Annotated in this window: 21 protein-coding genes and 1 riboswitch; of the genes, 12 read left to right on the plus strand and 9 right to left on the minus strand. The window is 75.4% G+C overall.

Annotated elements, in window-relative coordinates; all coding sequences use genetic code 11:
• Window positions 1–26: 26 nt before the first annotated feature.
• Window positions 27–785: an ABC transporter permease gene (locus IAG43_RS09165; RefSeq protein WP_187740261.1), complete on the minus strand. Its 759-nt coding sequence runs from the start codon at window positions 783–785 to the stop codon at window positions 27–29.
• Between the two features lie 199 nt (window positions 786–984).
• Here IAG43_RS09165 and IAG43_RS09170 point away from each other — a divergent pair, with 199 nt between their 5' ends.
• The 4 genes from IAG43_RS09170 (at window position 985) to IAG43_RS09185 (ending at window position 5,323) form a co-directional block, all read left to right on the plus strand.
• On the plus strand, window positions 985–1,638 hold the full coding sequence (locus tag IAG43_RS09170; protein WP_187740262.1) for an HNH endonuclease family protein: 654 nt from the start codon (window positions 985–987) through the stop codon (window positions 1,636–1,638).
• A 198-nt stretch (window positions 1,639–1,836) separates the two neighbouring features.
• Window positions 1,837–3,531: an alkaline phosphatase D family protein gene (locus tag IAG43_RS09175; RefSeq protein ID WP_187740263.1), complete on the plus strand. Its 1,695-nt coding sequence runs from the start codon at window positions 1,837–1,839 to the stop codon at window positions 3,529–3,531.
• A 334-nt stretch (window positions 3,532–3,865) separates the two neighbouring features.
• Window positions 3,866–4,318, plus strand: a complete 453-nt coding sequence (locus IAG43_RS09180) for a DoxX family protein (RefSeq protein ID WP_187740264.1) — start codon at window positions 3,866–3,868, stop codon at window positions 4,316–4,318.
• 360 nt (window positions 4,319–4,678) lie between these two features.
• A complete protein-coding gene (locus tag IAG43_RS09185) occupies window positions 4,679–5,323 on the plus strand; it encodes a DedA family protein (RefSeq protein ID WP_187740265.1) in 645 nt (214 codons plus the stop codon).
• Here the strand turns inward: IAG43_RS09185 and IAG43_RS09190 are convergent.
• Window positions 5,283–5,534, minus strand: coding sequence for a DUF2277 domain-containing protein (locus IAG43_RS09190; protein WP_187740266.1), 252 nt, complete (start codon window positions 5,532–5,534; stop codon window positions 5,283–5,285). The genes IAG43_RS09185 and IAG43_RS09190 overlap by 41 nt on opposite strands.
• 237 nt (window positions 5,535–5,771) lie before the next feature.
• Between IAG43_RS09190 and cbiE the strand changes: the two genes are divergently transcribed.
• Window positions 5,772–7,019 carry a precorrin-6y C5,15-methyltransferase (decarboxylating) subunit CbiE gene (cbiE, locus tag IAG43_RS09195; RefSeq protein WP_187740267.1) on the plus strand — a complete coding sequence of 416 codons (1,248 nt, stop codon included), beginning with the start codon at window positions 5,772–5,774 and terminating at the stop codon, window positions 7,017–7,019.
• Complete coding sequence (cobM, locus tag IAG43_RS09200; RefSeq protein WP_187740268.1) at window positions 7,016–7,765, plus strand: precorrin-4 C(11)-methyltransferase; 750 nt, start codon at window positions 7,016–7,018, stop codon at window positions 7,763–7,765. The genes cbiE and cobM overlap by 4 nt, the downstream gene beginning before the upstream one ends.
• A 277-nt stretch (window positions 7,766–8,042) precedes the next feature.
• Here cobM and IAG43_RS09205 read toward each other — a convergent pair whose 3' ends face one another.
• Window positions 8,043–9,197, minus strand: a complete 1,155-nt coding sequence (locus tag IAG43_RS09205; RefSeq protein ID WP_187740269.1) for a cobalt-precorrin-5B (C(1))-methyltransferase — start codon at window positions 9,195–9,197, stop codon at window positions 8,043–8,045.
• An 11-nt stretch (window positions 9,198–9,208) separates the two neighbouring features.
• On the opposite strand from IAG43_RS09205, the gene IAG43_RS09210 reads away from it, so the two are divergent.
• Window positions 9,209–9,964 carry a cobalt-precorrin-6A reductase gene (locus tag IAG43_RS09210; RefSeq protein WP_187740270.1) on the plus strand — a complete coding sequence of 252 codons (756 nt, stop codon included), beginning with the start codon at window positions 9,209–9,211 and terminating at the stop codon, window positions 9,962–9,964.
• Window positions 9,965–10,014: 50 nt separating this feature from the next.
• On the opposite strand, the gene IAG43_RS09215 is transcribed toward IAG43_RS09210, so the two are convergent.
• From IAG43_RS09215 to IAG43_RS09225, 3 genes are read right to left on the minus strand one after another with little or no spacing between them, the layout of a single operon-like run.
• On the minus strand, window positions 10,015–11,601 hold the full coding sequence (locus IAG43_RS09215; protein ID WP_246574186.1) for a precorrin-2 C(20)-methyltransferase: 1,587 nt from the start codon (window positions 11,599–11,601) through the stop codon (window positions 10,015–10,017).
• On the minus strand, window positions 11,598–12,239 hold the full coding sequence (locus IAG43_RS09220) for a precorrin-8X methylmutase (protein ID WP_187740271.1): 642 nt from the start codon (window positions 12,237–12,239) through the stop codon (window positions 11,598–11,600). Before IAG43_RS09220 ends, IAG43_RS09215 begins: the two co-directional genes overlap by 4 nt.
• Window positions 12,236–13,918 carry a cobalamin biosynthesis protein CobG gene (locus IAG43_RS09225; protein WP_246574189.1) on the minus strand — a complete coding sequence of 561 codons (1,683 nt, stop codon included), beginning with the start codon at window positions 13,916–13,918 and terminating at the stop codon, window positions 12,236–12,238. The genes IAG43_RS09220 and IAG43_RS09225 overlap by 4 nt, the downstream gene beginning before the upstream one ends.
• Before the next feature lie 114 nt (window positions 13,919–14,032).
• Window positions 14,033–14,121, plus strand: a riboswitch (cobalamin riboswitch).
• Window positions 14,122–14,176: 55 nt separating this feature from the next.
• Here IAG43_RS09225 and cobN point away from each other — a divergent pair.
• The 3 genes from cobN to IAG43_RS09240 all read left to right on the plus strand — a co-directional run bounded on the left by cobN (window position 14,177) and on the right by IAG43_RS09240 (window position 19,811).
• A complete protein-coding gene (gene cobN, locus IAG43_RS09230; protein ID WP_187740273.1) occupies window positions 14,177–17,806 on the plus strand; it encodes a cobaltochelatase subunit CobN in 3,630 nt (1,209 codons plus the stop codon).
• 171 nt (window positions 17,807–17,977) lie between these two features.
• Window positions 17,978–19,306, plus strand: a complete 1,329-nt coding sequence (locus IAG43_RS34945) for a phosphorothioated DNA-binding restriction endonuclease family protein (protein ID WP_281403961.1) — start codon at window positions 17,978–17,980, stop codon at window positions 19,304–19,306.
• A gap of 136 nt (window positions 19,307–19,442) precedes the next feature.
• On the plus strand, window positions 19,443–19,811 hold the full coding sequence (locus tag IAG43_RS09240; RefSeq protein ID WP_246574191.1) for a hypothetical protein: 369 nt from the start codon (window positions 19,443–19,445) through the stop codon (window positions 19,809–19,811).
• 49 nt (window positions 19,812–19,860) lie between these two features.
• Here IAG43_RS09240 and IAG43_RS09245 read toward each other — a convergent pair whose 3' ends face one another.
• On the minus strand, window positions 19,861–20,682 hold the full coding sequence (locus IAG43_RS09245; protein ID WP_187740275.1) for a sulfite exporter TauE/SafE family protein: 822 nt from the start codon (window positions 20,680–20,682) through the stop codon (window positions 19,861–19,863).
• 135 nt (window positions 20,683–20,817) lie between these two features.
• Between IAG43_RS09245 and IAG43_RS09250 the strand changes: the two genes are divergently transcribed.
• On the plus strand, window positions 20,818–21,636 hold the full coding sequence (locus IAG43_RS09250; protein WP_187740276.1) for an SAM-dependent methyltransferase: 819 nt from the start codon (window positions 20,818–20,820) through the stop codon (window positions 21,634–21,636).
• A 219-nt stretch (window positions 21,637–21,855) separates the two neighbouring features.
• Here IAG43_RS09250 and IAG43_RS09255 read toward each other — a convergent pair whose 3' ends face one another.
• Complete coding sequence (locus IAG43_RS09255; RefSeq protein ID WP_147992152.1) at window positions 21,856–22,221, minus strand: PH domain-containing protein; 366 nt, start codon at window positions 22,219–22,221, stop codon at window positions 21,856–21,858.
• Window positions 22,222–22,356: 135 nt separating this feature from the next.
• Window positions 22,357–22,911, minus strand: coding sequence for a precorrin-3B C(17)-methyltransferase (locus IAG43_RS09260; RefSeq protein ID WP_187740277.1), 555 nt, complete (start codon window positions 22,909–22,911; stop codon window positions 22,357–22,359).
• 162 nt (window positions 22,912–23,073) lie between these two features.
• Here IAG43_RS09260 and IAG43_RS09265 point away from each other — a divergent pair, with 162 nt between their 5' ends.
• Window positions 23,074–23,805 (plus strand): SDR family oxidoreductase, encoded by a 732-nt coding sequence (locus IAG43_RS09265; protein ID WP_187740278.1) that lies wholly within the window; start codon window positions 23,074–23,076, stop codon window positions 23,803–23,805.
• Window positions 23,806–23,827: the final 22 nt, after the last annotated feature.

Genomic DNA, 23,827 nt, shown 5'->3' on the forward strand with positions numbered 1-23,827 from the left:
GCACGGACGCGCCGCGCCCCGGGCCCTCAGCCCCCGGCCGCGGAGTCCACGCCGTCGCGGTGGAGCCTGCCGCGGGTGACGAGTTCCAGCACCACCGCCACGGCCACCGCCTGAACGGCTATCAGGGCCACCAGGACGAACAGCTGCACCGCCCCCGCCTCGACCGGTGACGCGCCGCCGAGCAGCATGCCGACGAACGCGCCCGGGAGGGTGACGAGCCCGACGGTCCTGGTCTGGTCGAGCCCGGGCAGCAGGGCGTCCGACGCGGGCTCCCGCGCGACCTCCATCCGGGCGTCGCGGTCCGGGAGCCCGAGCGCCAGACCGGCCTCCACCTCGCCGCGGCGCTGCGCCAGTTCGTCGAGCGCGCGCCGGCCCCCGAGCACGGTCGCGGTGAGGGCGCCGCCGATCAGGATGCCGGTGACGGGGACGAGGGCGATGCCCTTCACGGGGACGAGTCCGGTCAGCAGCAGGGCGGCGACGACCGGCACCACCCCGGCGGCGATGGGGGCCGCGGCCCACCACCAGGTGGCGTTGCGGGTGACGCGGCGGCCCGCGGTCCGCACGGCGACGCCGTACATCAGGAACAGGAAGCCGAGGAGCAGCGGAAGCGACTCGACGACCAGGCCGATCACCAGGGACACGGCGGTGAGCTGGAGGGCGGCCCGCACGCCGGCGACGACGATCCGGCGGGAGCGGCCGAGGCGGGCGAGGGCCGCGACCGTGGCGGCGACGGCGAGCAGGACCGCCAGTACGGCCCCGAGGGTGACGTTGACCGGCAGCAGCACGACCGCAACCCTACGCCCGTGAAGGGATCGTGGCGGCTCGTCAGAACCCTTGATGTGACGTGCCCATGTCGTCACCCTGTTACCTGGCGCCCATCCCCGTGCAACCTGGCGCCGCCAGCATGGCCACGCCCCCGAGGGCATCTCCGGGCGCCGGACGGCGTGCGGGGAGGTCAGGTTCCCCCCACTTCAAGGAGTTCGCATGTCTCGTGTCTACGCGCGTCACCTCCGCCGTACCGCCGTGGCCGTCGCCGCGTCCGCGCTCGCCGCCACCGGTCTGCTGGCCACCGCCCCCGCCGCGCAGGCGGCACCGCCCACGCCCGTCAGCGCCGCCACCGCCCGCAGCTACCTGAGCCAGCTGACCGTCGCCGCCGAGGGTTCGTCCTCCGGTTACAGCCGCGACCTGTTCCCGCACTGGATCACCCAGTCCGGCGCCTGCAACACCCGCGAGGTCGTCCTCAAGCGCGACGGCTCGAACGTGCAGCAGGACTCCAGCTGCGCGGCGGTCAGCGGCAGTTGGTTCTCGCCCTACGACGGCGCCACCTGGTCCGCGGCCTCCGACGTCGACATCGACCACGTCGTCCCGCTGGCCGAGGCCTGGCGTTCCGGCGCGAACTCCTGGAGCACCTCGACGCGCCAGGCGTTCGCCAACGACCTGACCCGCCCGCAGCTGATAGCCGTCACCGACAACGTCAACCAGTCCAAGGGCGACCAGGACCCGGCCGACTGGATGCCGTCGGTGTCCTCGTACCGCTGCGTGTACGCCCGGATGTGGGTGCACACGAAGCACCACTGGAACCTCAAGGTGGACTCCGCCGAGAAGAGCGCGCTCCAGTCGGTCCTGAACGGCTGCTGACCCGCGCACACCCCGCGCGTCCCGAGCCCCGCGCACCCCGCGCGTCCCGGGCGGACCGGGGCGCGCGGGGGCGGCCGGGCTCCCGGAGCGGGGCGCCGGCGCAGCCGGCCGTGCGCGGAACGGCCCCGTTCGCGCCGTCGTTCCGTACCGTACGGAGCGGCCGCCCCGTACCGTGCGGAGCGCCGGAAGGGATGCGCCATGGCCGGCCTGAGGCTGGGACCGCTGCTGCGCCACGTGGACTGGGAGTCGGGCACGAGCGCGACGGTGTGGGTCGAGACCGACCGGGCCTGCACCGCCGAGGTCCGCTGCGACGGCGGGGCCGGCGGCTCGGCGCCGACCTTCCTCGTCGCCGGCCACCACTACGCGCTGGTCGTGGTGACCGGGCTGGCCCCGGGGTCCGCCGCCGCGTACGAGGTGCTGCTCGACGGCGAGCGGGTGTGGCCCCTCGCCGGCTCGCCGCTGCCGCCCAGCACCATCCGCACGCCGCCGGTCCCGGCGACCGGCGCGGTGGTCGCCTTCGGCTCCTGCCGGTGGGCCGCGCCCGCCGTCGACGAGTCCGACCCGGTCGGCCCCGACGTCCTCGACACCCTCTCCGCCCGGCTCGCCGCCGACCCGGACGGCGAGCGTCCGGACGTGCTCCTGCTCCTCGGCGACCAGGTGTACGCGGACGAGACGTCGGCCGGCACCCGCGACTGGATCGCCCGTCACCGGCGGGGCGCCGGCACCGGTGCCGGCGCCCCGCCCGACCAGGTCGCCGACTACGAGGAGTACACCCACCTCTACGACGAGTCCTGGGGAGACCCCGAGCTGCGCTGGCTGTTCTCCACCGTGCCCAGCTGCATGATCTTCGACGACCACGACGTCATCGACGACTGGAACACGAGCGCGGCCTGGGTGGCCGACATGCGGGCGACGTCCTGGTGGCACGAGCGGATCACCGGCGGTCTGATGTCGTACTGGGTCTACCAGCACCTCGGCAACCTCTCGCCCGCCGAGCTCGCCGAGGACGAGCTCTACGCGGCGGTGCGGGCCGCCGAGGACGGCACGGAGGTGCTGCGCGCGTTCGCCGAACGGGCCGACGCCGACCCGGCGTCGGTGCGCTGGAGCTACCGCAGGGACTTCGGCCGCACCCGGCTGCTGATGGTCGACACCCGGGCCGCACGGGTGCTGGACGAACAGCACCGGTCGATGCTGGACGCCGACGAGGCCGCATGGCTGCGGACGCAGGCCTTCGACGACCCGGGCGGCGTCGACCACCTGCTGGTCGGGACCTCGCTCCCGTGGCTGCTGCCCCCGATGGTCCACTTCGCCGAGGGCTGGCACGCCGCGCTCTGCCGCGGCGAACGCGGGCCCCGCTGGGCGCGCTTCGGCGAGTGGCTGCGGCGGCGGGCCGACCTGGAGCACTGGGCGGCGTTCACCGCCTCGTTCGGGCGGCTCACGGACACGGTCGCCGAGGTCGGGCGGGGCCCGGACGCCCCGGCCACGGTGTGCGTGCTCTCCGGCGACGTGCACCACGCGTACGTGGCGGAGCCCGAGTGGCCCGCCGGGCAGCAGCCGGACTCCCGCATCCTCCAGCTCACCTGCTCGCCGCTGCACAACTCGGTGCCCGCCGCCATAAGGGCCGGGTTCCGGTTCGGCTGGAGCCGGTTCGCCAAGGGGATCGGCCATCTCCTCGCACGGCACGGGAGGGTCGCGCGGCCGGTGGTCCGGTGGGAGCGGACCGGCGGGCCGTGGTTCGGCAACCAGCTGATGACCCTGACGCTGCGCGGCCGCACGGCGCGGCTGCGGCTGGAACGGGCACAGGCGGGCGCGAAGCGCGGGCGGCGCGGTACCGACCGGGCGGGAGCGCGGCTGACGGGTGTCCTCGACCGGGCACTGACGGACGGACGCTGACCGACACTGACGAACACCGGCGGACGCTGACGTTTACTGACGAACGCCAACGAACATCAACGAACACCGACACACGCTGACGGGACCTGACGGACGGAAGGCCACGGACCAAAAAAACTGACCACGGAGTGGGAACGTTCCCAACTCCCCTTCCCAGTGCAGAAGTTGACCGCATACTGAGGAACGGGAGCCGACAGGCCGCCACTCGTGCCCGACCCCGGGCACACCGTCATCGACCGTCACCGTGAGAGTCATTATTGAACTTGCAAGTATAAATAAGGTGCGCCTAACCTGAGGCTCCCGTCGGTACCGTCCCCACCGAAGGAGTCCCCCCATGCCCGTTCCGCCCACGTCCGGCCACCTGCACAGGGCGCAGCCCTACGCACTCGGCCTCTTCCGCATCGTCGTCGGTCTGCTCTTCGCCTGCCACGGCGTCGCCTCGCTCTTCGGCGTCCTCGGCCGCGACGGCTCCGTCGGCGCCGGCACCTGGCCCGGCTGGTACGCCGCGGTCATACAGCTCGTCGCCGGCGGTCTCGTCATGCTCGGCGTCGGCACCCGCAGCGCCTCGCTGGTCGCGTCCGGCTCGATGGCGTACGCCTACTTCGTCGTCCACCAGCCGGAGTCGCTGTTCCCGATGACCAACGGGGGCGAGGCCTCCGCCATGTTCTGCTGGGCCTTCCTGCTCCTGGTCTTCACCGGCCCCGGCGCGCTGGCGCTGGACTCCGTGTTCGGCAGGCGCACCACCGGTGATCCGGACCGCGCCGGACAGACGCCCGTCACCGTCTGACCGCTCGAACCGCCCGACCGCTCGAACACCCGGCGCGCGCCCGGCCCTTCACGAGGGGCCGGGCGCGCCCGCGTTCCCGTGTCCCCCATTTCCGCGATTCCGCGACTCCGCGTCCGCGTTCCGCATCCACCGCCGCGGGACCCCGGCTCCCCGCATCCGCCCACGCCGCGCGGGGGCGTCCCGCACGGAACCGTTCGCATGCCTGTCCTCCGCATTCCCGTGCCGTACGACATCCCGCCCCCCTGCGGATCCCGGCGACCCTCCTCCGCGTACGCTGTACAGCTGTCGAGCCGACCTGCCGCCCCGCGGCACGGCGGCCGTGTCGTCGAGCGGCCGGGGGGCCGGGCCGGGAGAGCCAAGGTGCTGGAGAGTCTCGGACCGCTGACCGCCAGTCCCTGGATCTACGCCGTCGTGGCGCTGTCCGTCCTGCTCGACGTCTTCCTGCCCGTGCTGCCCAGCGGCGTGCTCGTGATCACCGCGGCGACCGCGGCGGCCGCCGGCTCCACCGCCGGCGGCGGGGGCGTCGCCGGGGGGAACGTCCAGCAGGAAGTGCCCTCCCTGCTCGTGCTGCTGCTCTGCGCGGCGACCGCCTCCGTGCTCGGCGACCTGTTCGCCTACCGGCTGGCCCGGCGCGGCGGCGCCCGCTTCGACCGGGCCATCGCCCGCTCCCGCCGGCTGACCCGCGCACAGGAACGTCTCGGCATCGCCCTCGTCCGGGGCGGCGGGGCACTCGTCGTGGTCGCCCGCTTCGCCCCCGCGGGACGCTCGGTGGTGTCCCTCGGCGCGGGCGCGGCGCAGCGCAAGATCAAGGAGTTCCTGCCCTGGTCGGCGCTGGCCGGGCTGGTCTGGGCCGGTTACAGCGTCGGCCTCGGCTGGTTCGGCGGCCAGTGGCTCGGCGCGAGCTGGATCGGCGCGGCCGTCTCCGTGCTCGCGCTGTTCGGCGCCGGACTGCTGGCCGCCTACGTCATGCGGCGTCCGGCGCAGGCCGGGCGGCCTGCCGCGTAGCCGCGCCACGCACCTCCAGCCCGTCCAGCAGACGCTGGGTGGCCTCGGTGATCTCGGCGACGGCCCGGTCGAACACCTCCTTGTTGTGCGCGGCGGGCGCCCGGAAGCCGGACACCTTGCGCACGTACTGCAGGGCGGCTGCGTGCATGTCCTCCTCTGTGGCCTCCTCGGGGAGCACGGGCGGGCGGAGAGTCTTGATGCTGCGGCACATGCGTCCAGTGTGCCGCGCCCCACCGACAGCCCGCGAACGGCGGCCCGCCCCCGCTCCGGCGCTCCGCGGGGCCGTCCGTACCGGAGCCGGCGCGCGGACCCGCGCCCTCCGCCGGGGCCGGTCCGGGACCCGGGTCCGGACGGCCCGCCCGGGCCCCCGACCGGCGTCGGAGCGGCCGGACCGCCCGAGTAGAGTGCGGCTCCGACCCCTGCCCGCTCCCCCGAGGAACCCGACTCCGTGACGCCCGCACCTCCCCCGGCCCCCCGCCCAGCCGTCACCGTCGTCGGGATCGGGGCCGACGGCTGGCCCGGGCTCTCCGCCGCCGCCCTCGACGCGCTCCGGGACGCCGAGGTCGTCATCGGCGGCCCCCGGCAACTGGACCTGCTGCCCGGCGACTGCCGCGGTCTGCGGGTGCGCTGGCCCAGCCCGCTGCGCCCCGCCGTCCCCCGGCTGCTCGCCGAGCACGCGGGCCGCCGGATCGCCGTGCTCGCCAGCGGCGACCCCATGTACTACGGCATCGGCCGCGCCCTCACCGAGACACTGGGCGACGGCGCCCTGCGGGTGCTGCCCCACCCCTCCTCCGTCTCCCACGCCTGTGCGCGCCTCGGCTGGCCCGTCGAGGACACCGACGTCGTGTCCCTCGTCGGACGCCCCGCGGCACGGCTCGGCGCGGCGCTCCACGACGGCCGGCGCGTCCTCGTCCTCAGCGCCGGCGCCGGGACGCCCGCCGAGGTGGCGCGCCTGCTGCGGGAACGCGGCTGGGGCCCGAGCCGCGTGCGCGTCCTCGAACAGCTGGGCGCGGAGGGCGAACGCCTCGTCGACGGCACCGCCGACGACTGGGACGAGGCGCCCGGCGACCCGCTCAACGTCGTCGCCGTCGACTGCCGCCGCGCGCCCGGGACACCCCGGCTCGGTGTGGTCCCCGGACTCCCCGACGAGGCGTACGAGCACGACGGCCAGCTCACCAAGCGCCACGTCCGCGCGGCGACGCTCGCCGCGCTCGCCCCGGCCCCCGGGGAACTCCTCTGGGACGTCGGCGGCGGTTCGGGCTCCATCGCCGCCGAATGGTTGCGCGCCCACCGCGACTGCCGCGCCGTCACCGTCGAACGCGACCCCGCGCGCGCCGCACGCATCGCCCGCAACGCGGACGCGCTCGGTGTCCCGGCACTGCGCGTCGTCACCGGCGCCGCACCCGCCGCGCTCGCCGGTCTGCCGCGCCCCGACGCCGTCTTCATCGGCGGCGGCCTCACCGCCCCCGGCCTGCTCGACGCCTGCTGGGACGCGCTCCCCGCGGGCGGGCGCCTCGTCGCCAACACCGTGACCCTGGAGTCCGAGGCCCTGCTCGCCGAGCGGTACCGCGCCCACGGGGGCGAACTGGTGCGGCTCTCCGTCGCGCACGCCGTCCCCGTCGGCGGCTTCACCGGCTGGCGCCAGGCGATGCCCGTCACCCAGTGGTCCGCCACCAAGTCTGGAGAGATGTCATGACCGTGTACTTCATCGGCGCGGGCCCCGGAGCCGCCGACCTCATCACCGTCCGCGGCGCGCGGACGCTGGCGTCGTGCGGGGTCTGCCTGTACGCGGGCTCGCTGGTCCCCACCGAACTCCTCGCCGAATGCCCGCCCGGCGCCCGGCTCGTCGACACCGCCCGGCTCGACCTCGACGCCATCACGGCCGAACTCGTCCGCGCCCACGAGGAGGGCCACGACGTGGCCCGGCTGCACTCCGGCGACCCCTCGGTGTTCAGTGCCGTCGCCGAACAGATGCGCAGGCTGGACGCGGCCGGCATCCCGTACGAAGTGGTCCCGGGCGTGCCCGCGTTCGCCGCCGCGGCGGCCGCGCTGAAGCGGGAGCTGACCGTGCCGACGGTCGGCCAGACGGTCGTCCTCACCCGGATCTCCCAGCAGGCGACGCCCATGCCGGAGGGCGAGGACCTGGCGACGCTCGGGCGCAGCGGGGCGCTGCTCGTGCTGCACCTCGCCGTCCGGTACGTGGACCGCGTCGTCGACGAACTCCTCCCCCACTACGGCCCGGACTGCCCCGCGGCGGTCGTCGCCATGGCCAGCCGCCCCGACGAACTCGTCCTGCGCGGCACCCTGGAGGACATCGCGTCCCAGGTGAAGGCCGCGGGCGTGGTGCGCACGGCGGTCATCCTCGTCGGACGCACCCTGGGCGCGACGCAGTTCCGCGACAGCCACCTGTACTCGCCGGAGCGCGACCGGCACGTGTGCTGAGGCGCCGGGTCGGGCCGCAGGGGCCGGGGGTGGCCGGGGTCGCGGGGCGCCGGTGCGGGAGGGGGCGGAGGCACGGCCTCCGGCCGTGTCCCGCGGCGCCGGGGCCCGTGGGGGTCCCCGGTCCGCCCCGGGGGCACCGCCCGCGGCCGCCGGGCCTCAGGGGGACCTCGCATCCGCCCGCGCGCAGCAGGGGTGCCCGCGGCGGGCCCGTCGCAGGCCGGCGGCGGGCACCGGCTCCGGACCCGCCCCGCAGCGGCCCGCACCCCCGCGCGGAGCGCTACGCCACCCCGGAGCGCCCGACGACGACCCCCGCGCGGTCCACGCAGATCACGTCCACCGCGACCGGCGCCCCGCGCAGCACGGTGAGGGCCTCGTCCCGCGCGGCGGTGGCGACGAGGTCGCCCAGCGGGACCCCGGCCGCCTCGCAGAGGCGCAGCGCCGCCAGCCCCGTGTTCGCCGCGGCGATCTCCGCGACGAGCGCCGCGTCCGCCCCTCCCGTACGGGCAAGCTCCGCCAGGAACCCCTTGTCGACCTGGGAGCGCGCCGAGTGCAGGTCCAGGTGGCCCGCCGCGAGCTTGGACAGCTTGGCGAACCCGCCGCAGACGGTGAGGCGTTCGACGGGGTGCCGGCGCACGTACTTGAGGACCGCCCCCGCGAAGTCGCCCATGTCCAGGAGCGCGTCCTCGGGCAGGCCGTACACGGAGACGACCGTCTTCTCCGAGGTCGACCCGGTGCAGCCGGCGACGTGGGTGCGTCCCGCGGCCCGGGCCACGTCGACTCCGCGCCGGATGGAGTCGATCCACGCGGAGCAGGAGTAGGGCACCACGATCCCCGTCGTCCCGAGGACGGACAGGCCGCCGAGGATGCCCAGTCTCGGGTTCCAGGTGGAGCGGGCGATCTCCTCCCCGTCGTCGATCGAGACGGTGATCTCGGCGTCGCCGGTGCCGCCGTGGCGGGCGGCCACGAGCGCGACGTGGTCGCGCATCATCTGCCGGGGCACCGGGTTGATCGCGGGCTCCCCCACCTCCAGCGGCAGCCCCGGCCGGGTGACCGTGCCCACGCCCGGCCCGGCGCGGAAGACGACGCCGGACCCGGCGGGCAGCAGGCGGACGGTGGCGCGGACCAGCGCGCCGTGGGTGACGTCGGGGTCGTCGCCGGCGTCCTTCACGATCCCCGCGGTGGCCGTCGCCCCCGTGCGGGACTCGACGGCGAGGGCGAAGGACGGCGTCTGCCCCTTGGGCAGCGTGATGGTCACCGGGTCGGGGAAGTCCCCGGTCAGCAGCGCCGTGTACGCGGCGGTCGCGGCCGCCGTCGCGCAGGCCCCGGTCGTCCATCCGGGCCGCAGACCGGTGTGCTTGAGTTGGGCCTCACGCCCACCGCCCGACGCCCTCGCACCCGCACCGGCGCCCGCGCCCGCAGCCGGCTCAGCCATGAAGGACCCTCATGCCGACGCACGTACTCATCCTCGGCGGGACGACCGAGGGCCGCCTGACGGCGGAGCTGCTGCACGCCCGGGGCGCGCGGGTCACCAGCAGCCTCGCCGGGCGGGTCGCCGCTCCCCGCATGCCGCCCGGCGAGGTCCGGATCGGCGGCTTCGGCGGCGCCGGGGGCCTGGAGCGCTGGTTGCGCGAGCACGCGGTGGACGCGGTCATCGACGCCACCCATCCTTTCGCCGGGACGATCAGTTTCCATGCGGCCGAAGCCGCCGCCGGGGCCCATGTTCCCCTGCTGGCCCTGCGCCGCCCGGGGTGGACGCCGGTACCGGGTGACGACTGGCACCCGGTCGGCTCCCTGGAGGAGGCGGCCGGGGCCGCCAGGGCGCTGGGCCGGCGGGTGTTCCTGACCACGGGGCGCATGGGCCTCGCCTCGTTCGCGCACATCGACGACGTCTGGTTCCTGGTCCGTTCGGTCGACGCGCCGGACGGGCCGTGCCCGCCGCACGCCGAGGTGCTGCTCGACCGGGGCCCGTTCACCCTCGACGGGGAACGCGGCCTGCTGCGGCGGCACCGCATCGACGTGCTCGTCACGAAGGACAGCGGCGGCGCGGCGACCGCGCCGAAGCTGACCGCGGCCCGGGAGTCGGGCATCCCCGTCGTCCTGGTCCGCCGGCCGCCGGTGCCGCCGGGCGTGGCGGTGGCGGCCGGCCCCGAGGAGGCGGCCGCCTGGACGGACACCCTGGGGGGCGCCGCCCCGCGGTGAACGGCGGCCGGCGGACCAGGACGACGGGGGATGCCCGGGACGCGGTGCCGCTACTCGGGGTAGCGGCGCGGCGTCCACACGATCTCGTGGCCGTCGCCGCGGCGGACCGCGCGGGTCTGCGAGGAGCCGACCAGCAGGATGGTGCGCATGTCGACCTGGGCCGGGTCGAGTTCGCCGAGGCGCACGATCCGTACGCTCTCCTGCGGCCCGCCGACGTCCCGGCCGAGGACCACGGGTGTGTCCGGGGCCCGGTGCTCCAGGAGGAGTTCGCGGGCCTTGCCCACCTGCCAGGTGCGGCTGCGCGAACCGGGGTTGTAGAGCGCGAGGACGAGGTCGGCGGCGGCCGCCGCGTGCAGCCGTTCGGCGATCACCTCCCACGGCTTGAGCCGGTCGGAGAGCGAGAGCACGGCGTAGTCGTGGCCGAGCGGCGCACCGGCCTTCGCCGCGGCCGCGTTGGCCGCGGTGACGCCCGGCAGCACACGGACCGGCACGTCCGCGTACGCCGCCTGCGAGGCGACCTCGAGGACGGCGGTGGCCATGGCGAAGACACCGGGGTCGCCGCCGGAGACGACGGCGACGCGCCGTCCGCGGCGGGCGAGGTCGAGGGCGAACTCGGCGCGCTCGGACTCGACCTTGTTGTCCGAGCCGTGCCGGATCTGGCCGGGCCGGTGCGGCACCCGGTCCAGATAGGTGGTGTAGCCGACGAGTTCGTCCGCGTCGGCCAGCGCCCGCCGGGTCTCCGGCGTGAGCCACAGCGGGCCCGCCGGTCCGGTGCCGACGACCACGACCTCGCCGCCCTCCGGGGCGGGGGGCGGGGTGGCGGTCCGGCTGGGGACGACGGCGACCGAGAAGTACGGCACGGACTCCGGGTCGATGTCCGCGAGGCGTCCCGTGCGCTCGCCGCTCATGGTGGCGCGCTCGACGTAACGGGCCTCGTCCAGACGGCCGGAGGTCTCCATGGCGCGGCGCACCGCGGGGAAGGTGCGGCCGAGCTTCATCACGACGGCCGAGTCGGTCGCGGCGAGCCGGGCCGCGAGCTCGTCCTCGGGCAGGGTGCCGGGGATGACGGTGAGGACTTCCTCCGCCTCGCACAGCGGGGTGCCGAGCCGGGCGGCGGCGGCGCTGATCGACGTGACGCCGGGGACCACCTCGGTCGGGTAGCGGTGGGCCAGCCGCTTGTGCATGTGCTGGTACGAGCCGTAGAAGAACGGGTCGCCCTCGGCGAGCACGGCGACGGTGCGCCCGGCGTCGAGGTGCGCTGCGAGACGGGCGGCGGCCTCCTCGTAGAAGTCGTCGAGCGCACCCCGGTAGCCGCCCGGGTGGTCGGTGGTCTCGACCGTGATCGGGTACATCAGGCGCTCCTCGATGTGCTCGGGGCGCAGGTGCGGGGCGGCGATCGAGCGGGCGATGGAGCGTCCGTGGCGGGCGCAGTGGTACGCGATGACGTCGGCCTCGGCGATGATCCGCGCGGCGCGCAGGGTCATCAGCTCCGGGTCGCCGGGGCCGAGCCCGACGCCGTACAGCCGGCCGGTGGGGGTGGGCGCGGCCGGTGCGGGCGCGGCCGGTGCGGGGTGCTCGCCGGGAGCGGGCTGTGCGCCCGGGGTGGTCCGCCCGGCCGGGGCGGTGTGCTCGCTCATTCCGACTCGCTCGCGATCGCGTTGACGGCGGCGGCGGCCATGGCGCTGCCGCCGCGACGGCCGCGGACCACCAGGTGCTCCAGGCCGAGCGGGGAGGCGGCGAGCGCGTCCTTGGACTCGGCGGCTCCGATGAAGCCGACGGGCGCCCCGATGACGGCGGCGGGACGCGGGGCGCCCTCCGCGATCATCTCCAGCAGCCGGAACAGCGCGGTGGGCGCGTTGCCGACGGCGACGACGGAGCCTTCGAGCCGGTCGTGCCAGAGGTCGAGCGCGGCGGCGGAACGGGTGGTGCCCAGCTTCTGCGCGAGGGCGGGCACCGACGGGTCGGAGAGCGTGCAGATCACGTCGTTGCCGGCGGGCAGCCGCTTGCGGGTGATGCCGCTGGCGACCATCTGCGCGTCGCACAGCACGGGGGCGCCGGCGCGCAGCGCCTCGCGGGCGCGGAGCACGACCCCGGGGCTGTACGCGAGGTCGCGGACGAGGTCGACCATCCCGCAGGCGTGGATCATGCGGACCGCGACCTGCGACACCTCGGCGGGCAGCCCCGCGAGGTCCGCCTCGGCCCGGATCGTGGCAAAGGACTGGCGGTAGATCTCCGCGCCGTCCTTCTCGTAGTCGAACACTGTGCTCTCGCTCACTTCGTCGTAGCGGGTCGGTGGTGGAGGGGCCGCCCGCCGCGCGCCGCAGCGAGGGCGCCGGCGAGTTCGGGGACGTGCAGGTCGTGGCGTACGGCAGGGTCGTGGCGTACGGGAGGGTCCGGCGCGGCGGCGGCGCCGGGCGCGGGAGTCTCTGCGGGGAGGGCGCCGGGCGCGGGGACCACGGCGAGGGTGTAGCGCCCCTCGCCCGTCGCGACGAGGTCGACATGGCCGCCGTGCGGGTGTCCGCAGCGTCGTCCGCAGCCGGACCAGTGCACGGGAATCCCGCCCGCGCCGGCGGCGGCGAGCGCGGCGGCGTCGGCGCGTACGTCGGCGAGCGCGGCGGCGTCGGCGCGTACGTCGGCGAGCGCCTTCCCGCAGCCGGGGCGTCCGGTGCAGGCGCTGACGCCGTGCCACGGGGATCCGGCGCCGGTCACGAGGCCGGCGGCGGCGAGCTCGGGCAGGAGGGCGGCCGCGACGCCCGGGAGCACCACGGAACGCCAGGGGGTGACGCGCAGTTCCCCCGTCCCGTGCCGCTCCGCGACCCGCGCGAGGCTCCGCACCTGCGCGGCGCTCATCCGCCCGAGCACCACCCCGGCGCATACCGCCGTCTCCACCCCGTCCCGGGCGTGCGCCCCGGGTGCGGGGGGCGCGGGCCGCGCGGGCTCAGCGGGCTCCGCGGGCTCTGTGGACTGTGCGGGCTCAGCGGACCACACGGGCTCCGCGGGCTCGGCTGACCACACGGGCTCGGCGGCCACCCCCGCGGCGGCGGCCCGGCGCAGCAGGCCGGGGGTGGACAGGGCGTATTGCGGGGGGAGTTCGCGGATGCGCCAGGGGCGGGTGCCGCAGGCGTCGGCGGCGTCGAGGAAGGCCTCCGCCGCCAGCATCAGCATGCGCGGCCCGTCCTCCGGGCGGACCAGGACCCGCGCGTCACCCGCGGCGACGCGTACCCGGAGGCCGCTGTTCCAGGCGGCGCCGGACGAACCGGGGGCGATTCCGGCTGCGGCACCCGGCGGGCCCGCGACCGGCACTCCGGCGCCGGCCGCCCCCTCCCCGTCCGCCGCCGTCCCCGCCGTCACGGTCGCTGTCCCCGGCGCCGTCACGGTCGCCGTCGCCGTCGTGGTGGCGGCCGGCGCTCCCGCGCCGCCCGCCGTCCTCGCGGGCGGCTCTGCGATCAACATCACATCGGGGTTGAGCTCCGCCATGTCCCCGCGCCCGTCGTCGAGGGCGAACAGGAACCGGCCGGAGAGCGCGGCAGCGCGTGCGCCGGTGCACAGCAGGGCGTCCAGCTCCCGTACGAGCGGCTGCACATCGAGGTGTCCGTGCCCGTCGAGGCCGGACAGCGGAGAGGCGACCACGTTGCGCACCCGTTCGTGGGCGGGCGCCGGAAGCAGGTCCGCGGCGTCGAGAAGGTCCGCCAACTCCCGTGCGCGCGCGGCGTCGAGGCCGCGGAGCTGGAGGTTGCCGCGCGAGGTGATGTCGAGGGCGCCGTCGCCGAGGCGGTCGGCGGCGTCCGCGAGGGCGTGCGCCTGGCGCGCGGAGAGCAGCCCCGCCGGGACGCGGACACGCGCCAGCGCACCGTCGTCCGCGGTGTGCAGCCGCAGCGCGCCGGGGCAGGCGTCGCCGCGGTCCCGGACGGGGGATTCGTCCCGGTCCGGGCGGTTGGCGGGGGTCGCAGGCATGGCGGCGAGCATACCGACCATCACACAAGCCACCTCCTCACGGCGGGGTGACGGCCCTTACTATGCTCATCGGCGGGCCATACGGTCCGTCACCGCCGAAGACGGCGTCAGGGGAGGAAGCCCGGTGCGATTCCGGCGCGGTCCCGCCACTGTGAGCCCGGCAGCAGCGCAGCACGCGCGCGCCGCCGGGTGAGCCAGGAACTCCCGCCGTCCTTCACCGCCCGGGGCGCGGAAACCCCGAGGAAGGCCAGCCGCCGCATGCAGCTCTCATCCGGGTCGCACACCTCCGAGGCCCGCGTCCTGCTCCTGTCGACGTCCGACACCGACCTGCTCAGCGCGCGTGCGGCCGAAGGCCCCGTCGCCTACCGCTTCGCGAACCCCTCCCGGCTCCTGGTCGACGACCTGCCGGGGCTGCTGGACGGCACCGACCTGGTGGTCGTGCGTCTGCTCGGCGGACTGCGCGCCTGGCAGGACGGGATCGACGTGCTCCTCGACCAGGACCGGCCGGTCGTGGTGCTCAGCGGTGAACAGGCCCCGGACGCGCAGCTGATGGAGGCCTCCACGGTGCCCATCGGCATCGCGGCCGAGGCCCACGCGTACCTCGCGCACGGCGGCCCCGGGAACCTGGAGCAGCTGGCCCGCTTCCTCTCCGACACCGTGCTGCTCACCGGCCACGGCTTCGAGCCGCCCGCCGCCGCCCCCTCCTGGGGCCGGCTCGGCCGCACGGCCGCCCCGGCCGCGGACGGCCCGCTCATCGCGGTGCTCTACTACCGGGCCCACCACATGAGCGGCAACACCGCCTTCGTGGACACCCTGTGCTCCGCCATCGAGTCGGCGGGCGGGCGGGCGCTGCCGCTCTACGTGGCCTCCCTGCGCGTCCCCGAGCCCGAGCTGCTGGAGCAACTGGCCGCCGCCGACGCGCTGGTGACCACCGTGCTGGCGGCGGGCGGCACCCGGCCGGCCGACGCGTCGGCCGGCGGCGACGACGAGTCCTGGGACGCGGGCGCGCTCGCCGCGCTCGACGTCCCGATCCTCCAGGCGCTGTGCCTGACCGGTTCCCGCGCGTCCTGGGAGGAGAACGACGAGGGCCTCTCCCCGCTGGACGCCGCGACCCAGGTGGCGGTGCCGGAGTTCGACGGCCGGCTGATCACCGTCCCGTTCTCCTTCAAGGAGATCGACGAGGACGGCCTGCCCGCCTACGTCGCCGACGAGGAGCGGGCCGCCCGGGTCGCGGGCATCGCCGTGCGCCACGCCCGCCTGCGCCACGTGCCGAACGCGGAGAAGCGGGTCGCGCTGGTGCTGTCCGCGTACCCGACCAAGCACTCCCGGATCGGCAACGCCGTCGGCCTCGACACCCCCGCCTCCGCGGTGGCCCTGCTGCGGCGGCTGCGGTCCGAGGGCTACGACTTCGGGCCCGAGGCCGGCATCCCGGGCCTGGTGTCCGGCGACGGCGACGAGCTGATCCGCGCCCTGATCGAGGCCGGCGGCCACGACCAGGAGTGGCTCACCGAGGAGCAGCTGGCCCGCAACCCGGTCCGCATCCCGGCCGCCGACTACCGCCGCTGGTACGCGCAGCTCCCGGCCGGGCTGCGCGAGGCGGTGGAGGAGCACTGGGGTCCGGCGCCGGGCGAGATGTTCCTCGACCGGTCCCGCAACCCGGAGGGCGACATCGTCCTCGCGGCGCTGCGCCGCGGGAACCTGCTGGTCCTCATCCAGCCGCCGCGCGGCTTCGGCGAGAACCCGATCGCGATCTACCACGACCCCGATCTGCCGCCCTCGCACCACTACCTGGCGGCCTACCGCTGGATCGCCGCGTCCGCGGACGACGGCGGCTTCGGCGCCGACGCGATGATCCACCTCGGCAAGCACGGCAACCTGGAGTGGCTGCCGGGCAAGAACGCGGGCCTGTCGGCGGCGTGCGCGCCCGACGCCGCCCTGGGCGACCTGCCGCTGGTGTACCCGTTCCTCGTCAACGACCCGGGCGAGGGCACCCAGGCCAAGCGCCGGGTGCACGCGACGCTCGTCGACCACCTGGTCCCGCCGATGGCCCGGGCCGAGTCGTACGGCGACATCGCCCGCCTGGAGCAGCTGCTCGACGAGTACGCGCAGATCTCGTCCATGGACCCGGCGAAGCTGCCCGCGATCCGGGCCCAGATCTGGACGCTGATCCAGGCGGCGAAGCTCGACCACGACCTGGGGATGGCCGACCGGCCGGACGACGACGGCTTCGACGACTTCCTGCTGCACGTCGACGGCTGGCTGTGCGAGGTGAAGGACGCGCAGATCCGCGACGGCCTGCACGTCCTCGGCGGCGCGCCCACCGGCCCGGAGCGGGTCAACCTGGTCCTGTCGATCCTGCGGGCCCGCCAGATCTGGGGCGGCACCACCGCGCTGCCGGGTCTGCGCGAGGCGCTCGGCCTGGACGAGTCGAAGGCGACCCGGACCGCGGCCGACACCGTGGAGCAGCAGGCGCGCGAGCTGGTCGAGGCCATGGAGGCGGCGGGCTGGGACCCGGCCGCCGTGCCGGACTCGCACGGCGACGACGTGGCGGCGGTGCTGCGTTTCGCCGCCCTGGAGGTCGTGCCGCGGCTCGCCCGGACCACCGACGAGATCGACCACGCCGTGCACGCCCTCGACGGCGGCTTCGTCCCGGCGGGCCCGTCCGGCTCCCCGCTGCGCGGGCTGGTCAACGTCCTGCCGACGGGCCGGAACTTCTACTCGGTCGACCCGAAGGCGGTGCCGTCCCGGCTCGCCTGGGAGACCGGACAGGCCCTCGCGGACTCGCTGCTGGAGCGCTACCGCGCCGACAACGGCGAGTGGCCCACCTCGGTCGGCCTGTCGCTGTGGGGCACGAGCGCGATGCGCACGGCGGGGGACGACATCGCCGAGGCGCTGGCGCTGCTGGGCGTCCGCCCGGTGTGGGACGACGCCTCGCGCCGGGTCACCGGCGTGGAGCCGGTGCCGCTCGCCGAACTGGGCCGTCCCCGTATCGACGTGACGCTGCGCATCTCGGGCTTCTTCCGGGACGCGTTCCCGCACACCATCGGCCTCCTCGACGACGCGGTGCGCCTGGTGGCCTCGCTCGACGAAGCGGCCGAGCAGAACCTCGTCCGGGCCCACGCGCAGGCCGACCTCGCCGCCCACGGCGACGAACGCCGCGCCACCACCCGCATCTTCGGCTCGCGGCCGGGCACGTACGGCGCGGGCCTGCTCCAGCTGATCGACTCCCGCGACTGGCGCACCGACGCCGACCTCGCCGAGGTCTACACGGTCTGGGGCGGGTACGCCTACGGCCGCGGCCTGGACGGCCGCGCGGCGCGCGAGGAGATGGAGTCGGCGTACAAGCGGATCGCGGTGGCGGCGAAGAACACGGACACCCGCGAGCACGACATCGCGGACTCCGACGACTACTTCCAGTACCACGGCGGCATGGTGGCCACCGTCCGCGCGCTGCGGGGCACCGCCCCGGAGGCGTACATCGGCGACTCCACCCGCCCGGAGACGGTCCGCACCCGCACCCTGGTCGAGGAGACGTCGCGCGTCTTCCGCGCCCGGGTCGTCAACCCCCGCTGGATCGAGGCCATGCGCCGCCACGGCTACAAGGGCGCCTTCGAGCTCGCGGCCACGGTCGACTACCTCTTCGGCTACGACGCCACCACGGGCGTCATCGCCGACTGGATGTACGACAAGCTGACCGAGACGTACGTCCTCGACCCCGTGAACCGCGCCTTCCTCCAGGAGGCCAACCCCTGGGCCCTCCACGGCATCGCGGAACGCCTCCTGGAGGCCGAGTCCCGCGGCATGTGGGAGAAGCCCGACCCGCAGATCCTCGCCGCCCTGCGCCAGGCCTACCTGGAGACGGAGGGAGACCTGGAGGAGGGCGAGTAGCCCCACCGCCGCGCCGCGTCCCCCGCCCGGCACGGGCCGCCCGACGCGGCACGGCGGCCCCGCCGACACCGGCGTACCGCGCGGGGGCGGTGGTCCCTTGGCGCGGGGGCGGGCGGCCCCTGTACGGCTCCGGCCAGGTCTCGGCCCCCGCCCCGCACTACCATGCGCCGCATGGCGCTCATCGACATCACCAGGTCCGAAGTCCTGCGGGCGGTGGCCGAGTTCGACGACATCGGCCGTCCCGCTTTCCTGACCCGGTACGGCTTCGGCCCGGCGAGGGACTACTTCCTGCTGATCGACGGACGGCGCTACGACTCCAAGGCCGTGGCCGGAGCGGCACACGGCTTTCTGCCGGGCCGGCGGCCGCTGTCCAGGGACGAGTTCTCCGGCGGCCTCGCCGGGGCGGTGAAGCTGCTGCGCGGCCTCGGCTTCAAGGTCGTCGACACCTCGGGCGGCCCGCCCGGCACAGTCGCACCGCCCGGTCCCGTCGCACCGCCCGGTCCCGTCGCACCACCCGGTCCCGTCACACTGCCTCGTCCCGTCACACCGGCCGGTCCCGTCACCCCGCCCGGCGCCGGAACCCCGAGGAACGATCTGCTCGACCGAATACGCTCGCTGCGCCCGGCCCACACGCCGCAGGGGCCCGGCATGCACCAGCCGGTCACCCTCCTGTGGGCCATCGGAAGGGCACGCCGCGGGAGCAGGAGAAGCCTGCCGTGGCCGGACACGGCCGAGGCGCTGACCGCGCTGCTGGCACGCCATGTTCCCCCGGGGTCGCGCCCGCGGCCCGACTATCCCGTGCTCGCACTGCACCGGGCGGGACTGTGGGAGTTCGACGACCACACCGGCGATGTGCCCACCGCACACGGCGACTCGGAGATCGCGGCGTGGTTCGCAAGGCACCGCCCAGCGGGCGGGCTGGCGGCCCCGTTCCACGATCTGCTCCGTCGCTCCGGCTTCGCCCGCGTCACCGCCGTGGAGGCGATCCTGCTCAAGTACCTCGGTGACGGCGACGGTTCCGCGCTGCTCGAGGACACCGGACTGCACGACCCGGCGATGGCCGAGGACACGGACGCATCCATCGCCGCCGCCCGCGCCCCGGCCGATCCGGCGGTGACGCGTGCGGCACAGTACGAGCGCTGGTGCGCCCTGCTGGACGACGGGGCGGCCGGTGGCGGCGTCCCGCGACGAGCCGTGCTGCGCCACGCCCCCCTGCGTTCGGCGGCCGCCCGCCGGGCCGTTCTCGCGCGGAGCGGCGGCCGGTGCGAGAACCCGGCCTGCGGCGGCGCGCCGGACGACGTCACCGACCGAGGTGCGCCGCTGCTGGAGGTCGACCACGTCCTCGACCTGGCACGGGGCGGTCCCGACCATCCGCGGGCGATGGTCGCCCTCTGCCCCAACTGCCACGCGGTCAAGACCCGCGGCCGGACCCGGGAGAGCCTGCGCGCCGTCCTGCTCGACGTCGCCCGCAGCCGTCACGACGCGATGGGCGGCGGCTGAGGGCTTGCACAGATCAAGGTGCTGCTTCCCTGCAAGCCCTTGGGCTGCCCCCGTGAACTGCCACCGCGACCGCGGGCCGCACGGGTTCCGGTAGGTCCGCCAGGAGAGTCCTGGCGGACGCTGCCGAGGAGTCGCCATGTCGCGCACCGCCCGTCACGTCCGCCCGTCCGAGCCCCGGGAGGACGATCCCGCGTGGCGCCGGGTCGTCGTGTACGACCTGCGCCACAGCTCCCGTGTGCTCGCCGACGCCGCGCGGGAGGGGCGGCGGGCCCGGCCCGAGCGGGTACGCCGGTCGGTGGCCGTGTACAGCTTCCTCCGGTCGCAGGGCGACCGGTCGATCGGTACCGCCGCCCTGATCGAGGAGCGCCGTGCCCGCACCCGGCTCAGGACGGCGACGGTGGCGCTGCTGCGCGCCGTCAACGTGCCCGCCGGGCCCGTCCGGGCGGCCGGCGCCGACACCGTCGACGTGCCGCGCGTGCGTCACCGCCACAGCGCGCTGTGGTGAGCGGCCCGCGCCGTGCGGGAGCTGGGGTGAACGCCACGGCCCGTGCCGTTCACCGCAGGGCCTGCACGGCGTACAGCAGCCCGGTGCCGACGGCCATCACCCCCAGCAGGAGCCGGAGTCCGGTCTCGGGCAGCCGGGGCTGGAGGCGTGCGCCGAGGTACCCGCCGGCGAGTCCGCCGAGCCCGCAGGCCACGCCGAGGAACCAGTCGGGTGCCACGGAGCCCGGGGTGGTGAGGGCGAGCAGGGCGTAGGCGGCGGCGCCGACGACGGAGGTGACGAAGGTGCAGGCGAGGGCGGCCGGGGCGACACGGGCGACCGGCATGCCGCGTCCCACCAGCAGCGGGCCGAGCAGGGAGCCGCCGCCGATCCCGTAGATCCCGCCGACGACGCCGACGGCCGCGGCGAGGAAGGTCGTGGCCCGGGGCGACGGCTCTCCGCCGCTGCCGGACGGCGGGCGCCCGGCGGGCGTCGTCGGCGCGACGGCGGGACGGGCGGGGCGCAGGGTGCGGGCGCAGAGCCAGACGCCCAGCGGCAGCAGCAGCGCCGCCACGAACAGGCGGAACACCACCGGTCCCGGCACCGCGTACACCCGTACCGCGGCTCCCGCGACGACACCGGGCACGGCGCCGGCGACGAGCAGCCTGGTGAGCGGGCCGCGCAACTGCCCGCTCCCCCGGTGCCGCAGCAGTGCCCCGGGGCCGGCGACCACGTTGTAGAGGAGGTTGGTCGGGGTGACCGCGGGGCTGGGGACACCGAGCAGGCTGACCTGCACGGGCAGCAGGAACACCGCTCCGGACACCCCGACGGGCGCGGTGACGACAGAGATCAGCAGCCCGGCCGCGAAGCCGAGCAGTCCGTCCGCCCACGTCATGTCCCGCTCTCCGCCCTTCCGTCCCCGGTACGGTGCCGAGCCGCCTCGCGATCGACACCCCAAGACCGTTGCTCACCAGCACAGTTGGTCTAGGTTGGTGCCCAGCACCTGCCTCGCCCCGAAGGAGACGTACGCGTGTCAGACCACGACCCCCAGCTTGCCGCCGCCGACATACGTGCCCGCATCGACACGAGCAAGCCGCACTCGGCCCGCTTCTGGAACTACTTCGTCGGCGGCAAGGACAACTACCAGGTCGACCGCGACACCGGCGAGCAGATCAAGGACATCTTCCCCGGTCTCGTCGACGTGGCCCGCACCAGCCGTCAGTTCCTGGGCCGGGCCGTCCGCCATCTCGCGGGCGAGCAGGGCGTGCGCCAGTTCCTGGACATCGGGACCGGGCTGCCCACGGCCGACAACACCCACGAGGTGGCGCAGCGCACGGCCCCGGACTCGCGGATCGTGTACGTCGACAACGACCCGATGGTCCTCGCGCACGCGCGGGCGCTGCTGACCAGCACGCCCGAGGGGAAGACGGCGTACCTGGACGCCGACCTCTACTCGCCCGACGACATCCTGAAGGCGGCCGCGGACACCCTGGACTTCTCCCAGCCGGTCGCCCTGATCATCCTCAACACCCTGGGCCACGTGGCCGACCACGAGGAGGCCCGTCGCCTGGTCTCCCGTCTGATGGCGGGCCTGCCGTCGGGCAGCTACCTGGTGATCAGCGACTCCACGGCCACCAGCGACGGCATGATCGCGGCGTCGAACGCGTACAACGAGAGCGGCGCGATCCCGTACCACGTGCGTCCCGTGGAGCAGATCGCCGGCTTTTTCGACGGTCTGGAGATCGTCGAGCCGGGCGTCGTCCCCGTGACCGAGTGGCGTGCGGACGCCGACTCCGCCTACGACGGCCCGGCGGTGGACGCCTACGGCGCCGTCGCGCGCAAGCCGTAGTCGCGGACCCGCCCCCCGGACGGCGGCCGTCCCGGGGGCGGCGGCCGCCGTCCGGTCACCGGCCGGTGCGCGCCGGACACAGCGCGCAGGACACGGCGTAGCGAGCCCCGCGCGGCGGACACCGCTCGGCGGGGCCCCGCGTGGCGCGTCGCACGCGCCTTCCGCCGGGTGCCCGCCGCCGCCGCACCGGGCCGCCGCGAGGCACGCGGTGCGCAGCGCTCAGCGCGCCACGAACTGCGTCAGGATGCCCTGCACCTCGTAGATGTCGACCCCCTTGGTGAAGGTCTTCTCCACCGGCGCCGGCATGCCGGATATCCAGATCTTGAGCTCGGCGTCGAGGTCGAAGGTCCCCGCCGTCTCCACGGCGAAGTGCGTGATGCTGCGGTACGGGATCGAGTGGTACTCCGTCTTGCGGCCGGTGATCCCCTGCTTGTCGACGAGCAGCAGCCGCCGGTCGGTGAAGATGATGGTGTCCCGGATCAACTGGTACGCGGCCTGCACCTGTTCGCCGTGCCCGAGCAGCCGCGCGTAGTCCTGCTGCGCCTGGCCCGGGTTGACGGTGTGTGCGTTGCCGAAGAGTGCCATGGTTCCCCACCGGTTCGTCGTCGTCGGTCCCTTCGACTGTAACCGGCAGGTACGACAACTCCCGTTCCGTGACCGTACGGTCGACGGAGCAGGACCGGAACGGGACCTCCGCCCCCTCCCCGGCGGCCGCCGGGGTCAGTGCCCGCCGAGTCCGGGCAGGCAGGTGCCGTCCTTGGTGCGTCCGATCACCTCGGCGGACGCGGTGCCCGTGCTGCCGACGCCGCCGTTGACGCACACCTTTCCCTCGCCGCCGCCCACCAGGGCGTCACGGAGCGGGTCGAAGCTGTGCACCCGCAGTTCGATCCGCTCCTCGGGGAGCCCCAGGGCGCCGGCGGCCGCGGCGCGCAGGCCGTCCTGGGTGGTGCCGGTGCCGGCGAGCCGCTTCAGGACGGCGGCGAGCGCCTCCGCCCGGGGCGCGGCGTCCCGCCGCTGCTCCTCGGTGATCGGCACCGGTTCGCGGTAGCCGTGGTTCTCCTTCTGCCGCTGGTTCCAGTCGAAGGTGATGCACGGGGACGGCGCGGCCGGCTGCTCCTCGGGGAGCGGGCAGAAGCCCTTCGGTTCACCGGAGCCCCGGACGGCCGGTCCGGGCCCGGACGCGCGGGGCTCCGACGCCGGGTCGGCGCAGCCCGACACCGTGAGGCCGAGCAGGACGAGGGCGAGTGCGGCGGATGCGACACGCGGAAGCGGCATGAACGGATCATGACATGCCCGTGCGGCGGCCGGAGCCGCCGACGGGGGCGCGATACCCACGGGGCTCGCCCGGCTCATCAGGCCCGCGGCGCACCACGCGTAAGGTGCGAAACAGAGAACAAGCACACATACCTGACACTCGTCCCAGAGAAGAGGCATGCCATGAAGTTCGCCGTCCTCGGTGGAACCGGACTCATCGGCTCACAGGTCGTGAAGAACCTCGGCGCGGCCGGTCACGAGGCCGTGCCGCACTCCCCCTCCACGGGCGTGGATCTCATCAGCGGGGCGGGGGTGGCGGAGGCCGTCACGGGCGCCGACGTCGTCGTCAACCTCACCAACTCCCCCACCTTCGACGACGCCTCCCCCGCGTTCTTCCGCACCTCGATGGAGAACCTTCTCGACGCGAGCGCGCGGGCGGGCGTCGGGCACGCCGTCGTGCTCTCCATCGTCGGGGTGGACCAGGTCCCCGAGCTGTCCTACTACCGGGCGAAGACGCTCCAGGAGGACCTGCTCAAGGCCGGCCCCATCCCGTACTCGATCGTCCGCGCCACGCAGTTCATGGAGTTCGTCGACGCCGTGCTGTCCTGGACCGCCGACGGCGACACCGTCCGCCTGCCGCGCACCCCCATCCAGCCGATCGCCGCGGCCGACGTCGCCGCGGCCGTCACCGAGGTCGCCGCGGGCGCTCCGCTGAACGGCGTCCTCGACGTGGGCGGCCCGGACGTCTACCCCCTCGACGACCTCGGCCGCCTCACCCTCTCCGCCAAGGGCGACAAGCGCTCCGTCGTGACGGACGACTCCGCGGGCATGTTCGCCGCCGTGCGCGGCGACGTGCTGACCACCCGGGACGGCGCCCGCATCGCGGCCACCCGCTACACCGACTGGCTCGCCTGAGCGCGGGCGGCTCCGAGGCCTC

The sequence above is a fragment of the Streptomyces genisteinicus genome, assembly GCF_014489615.1.
Classification (GTDB): Bacteria; Actinomycetota; Actinomycetes; order Streptomycetales; family Streptomycetaceae; genus Streptomyces; species Streptomyces genisteinicus.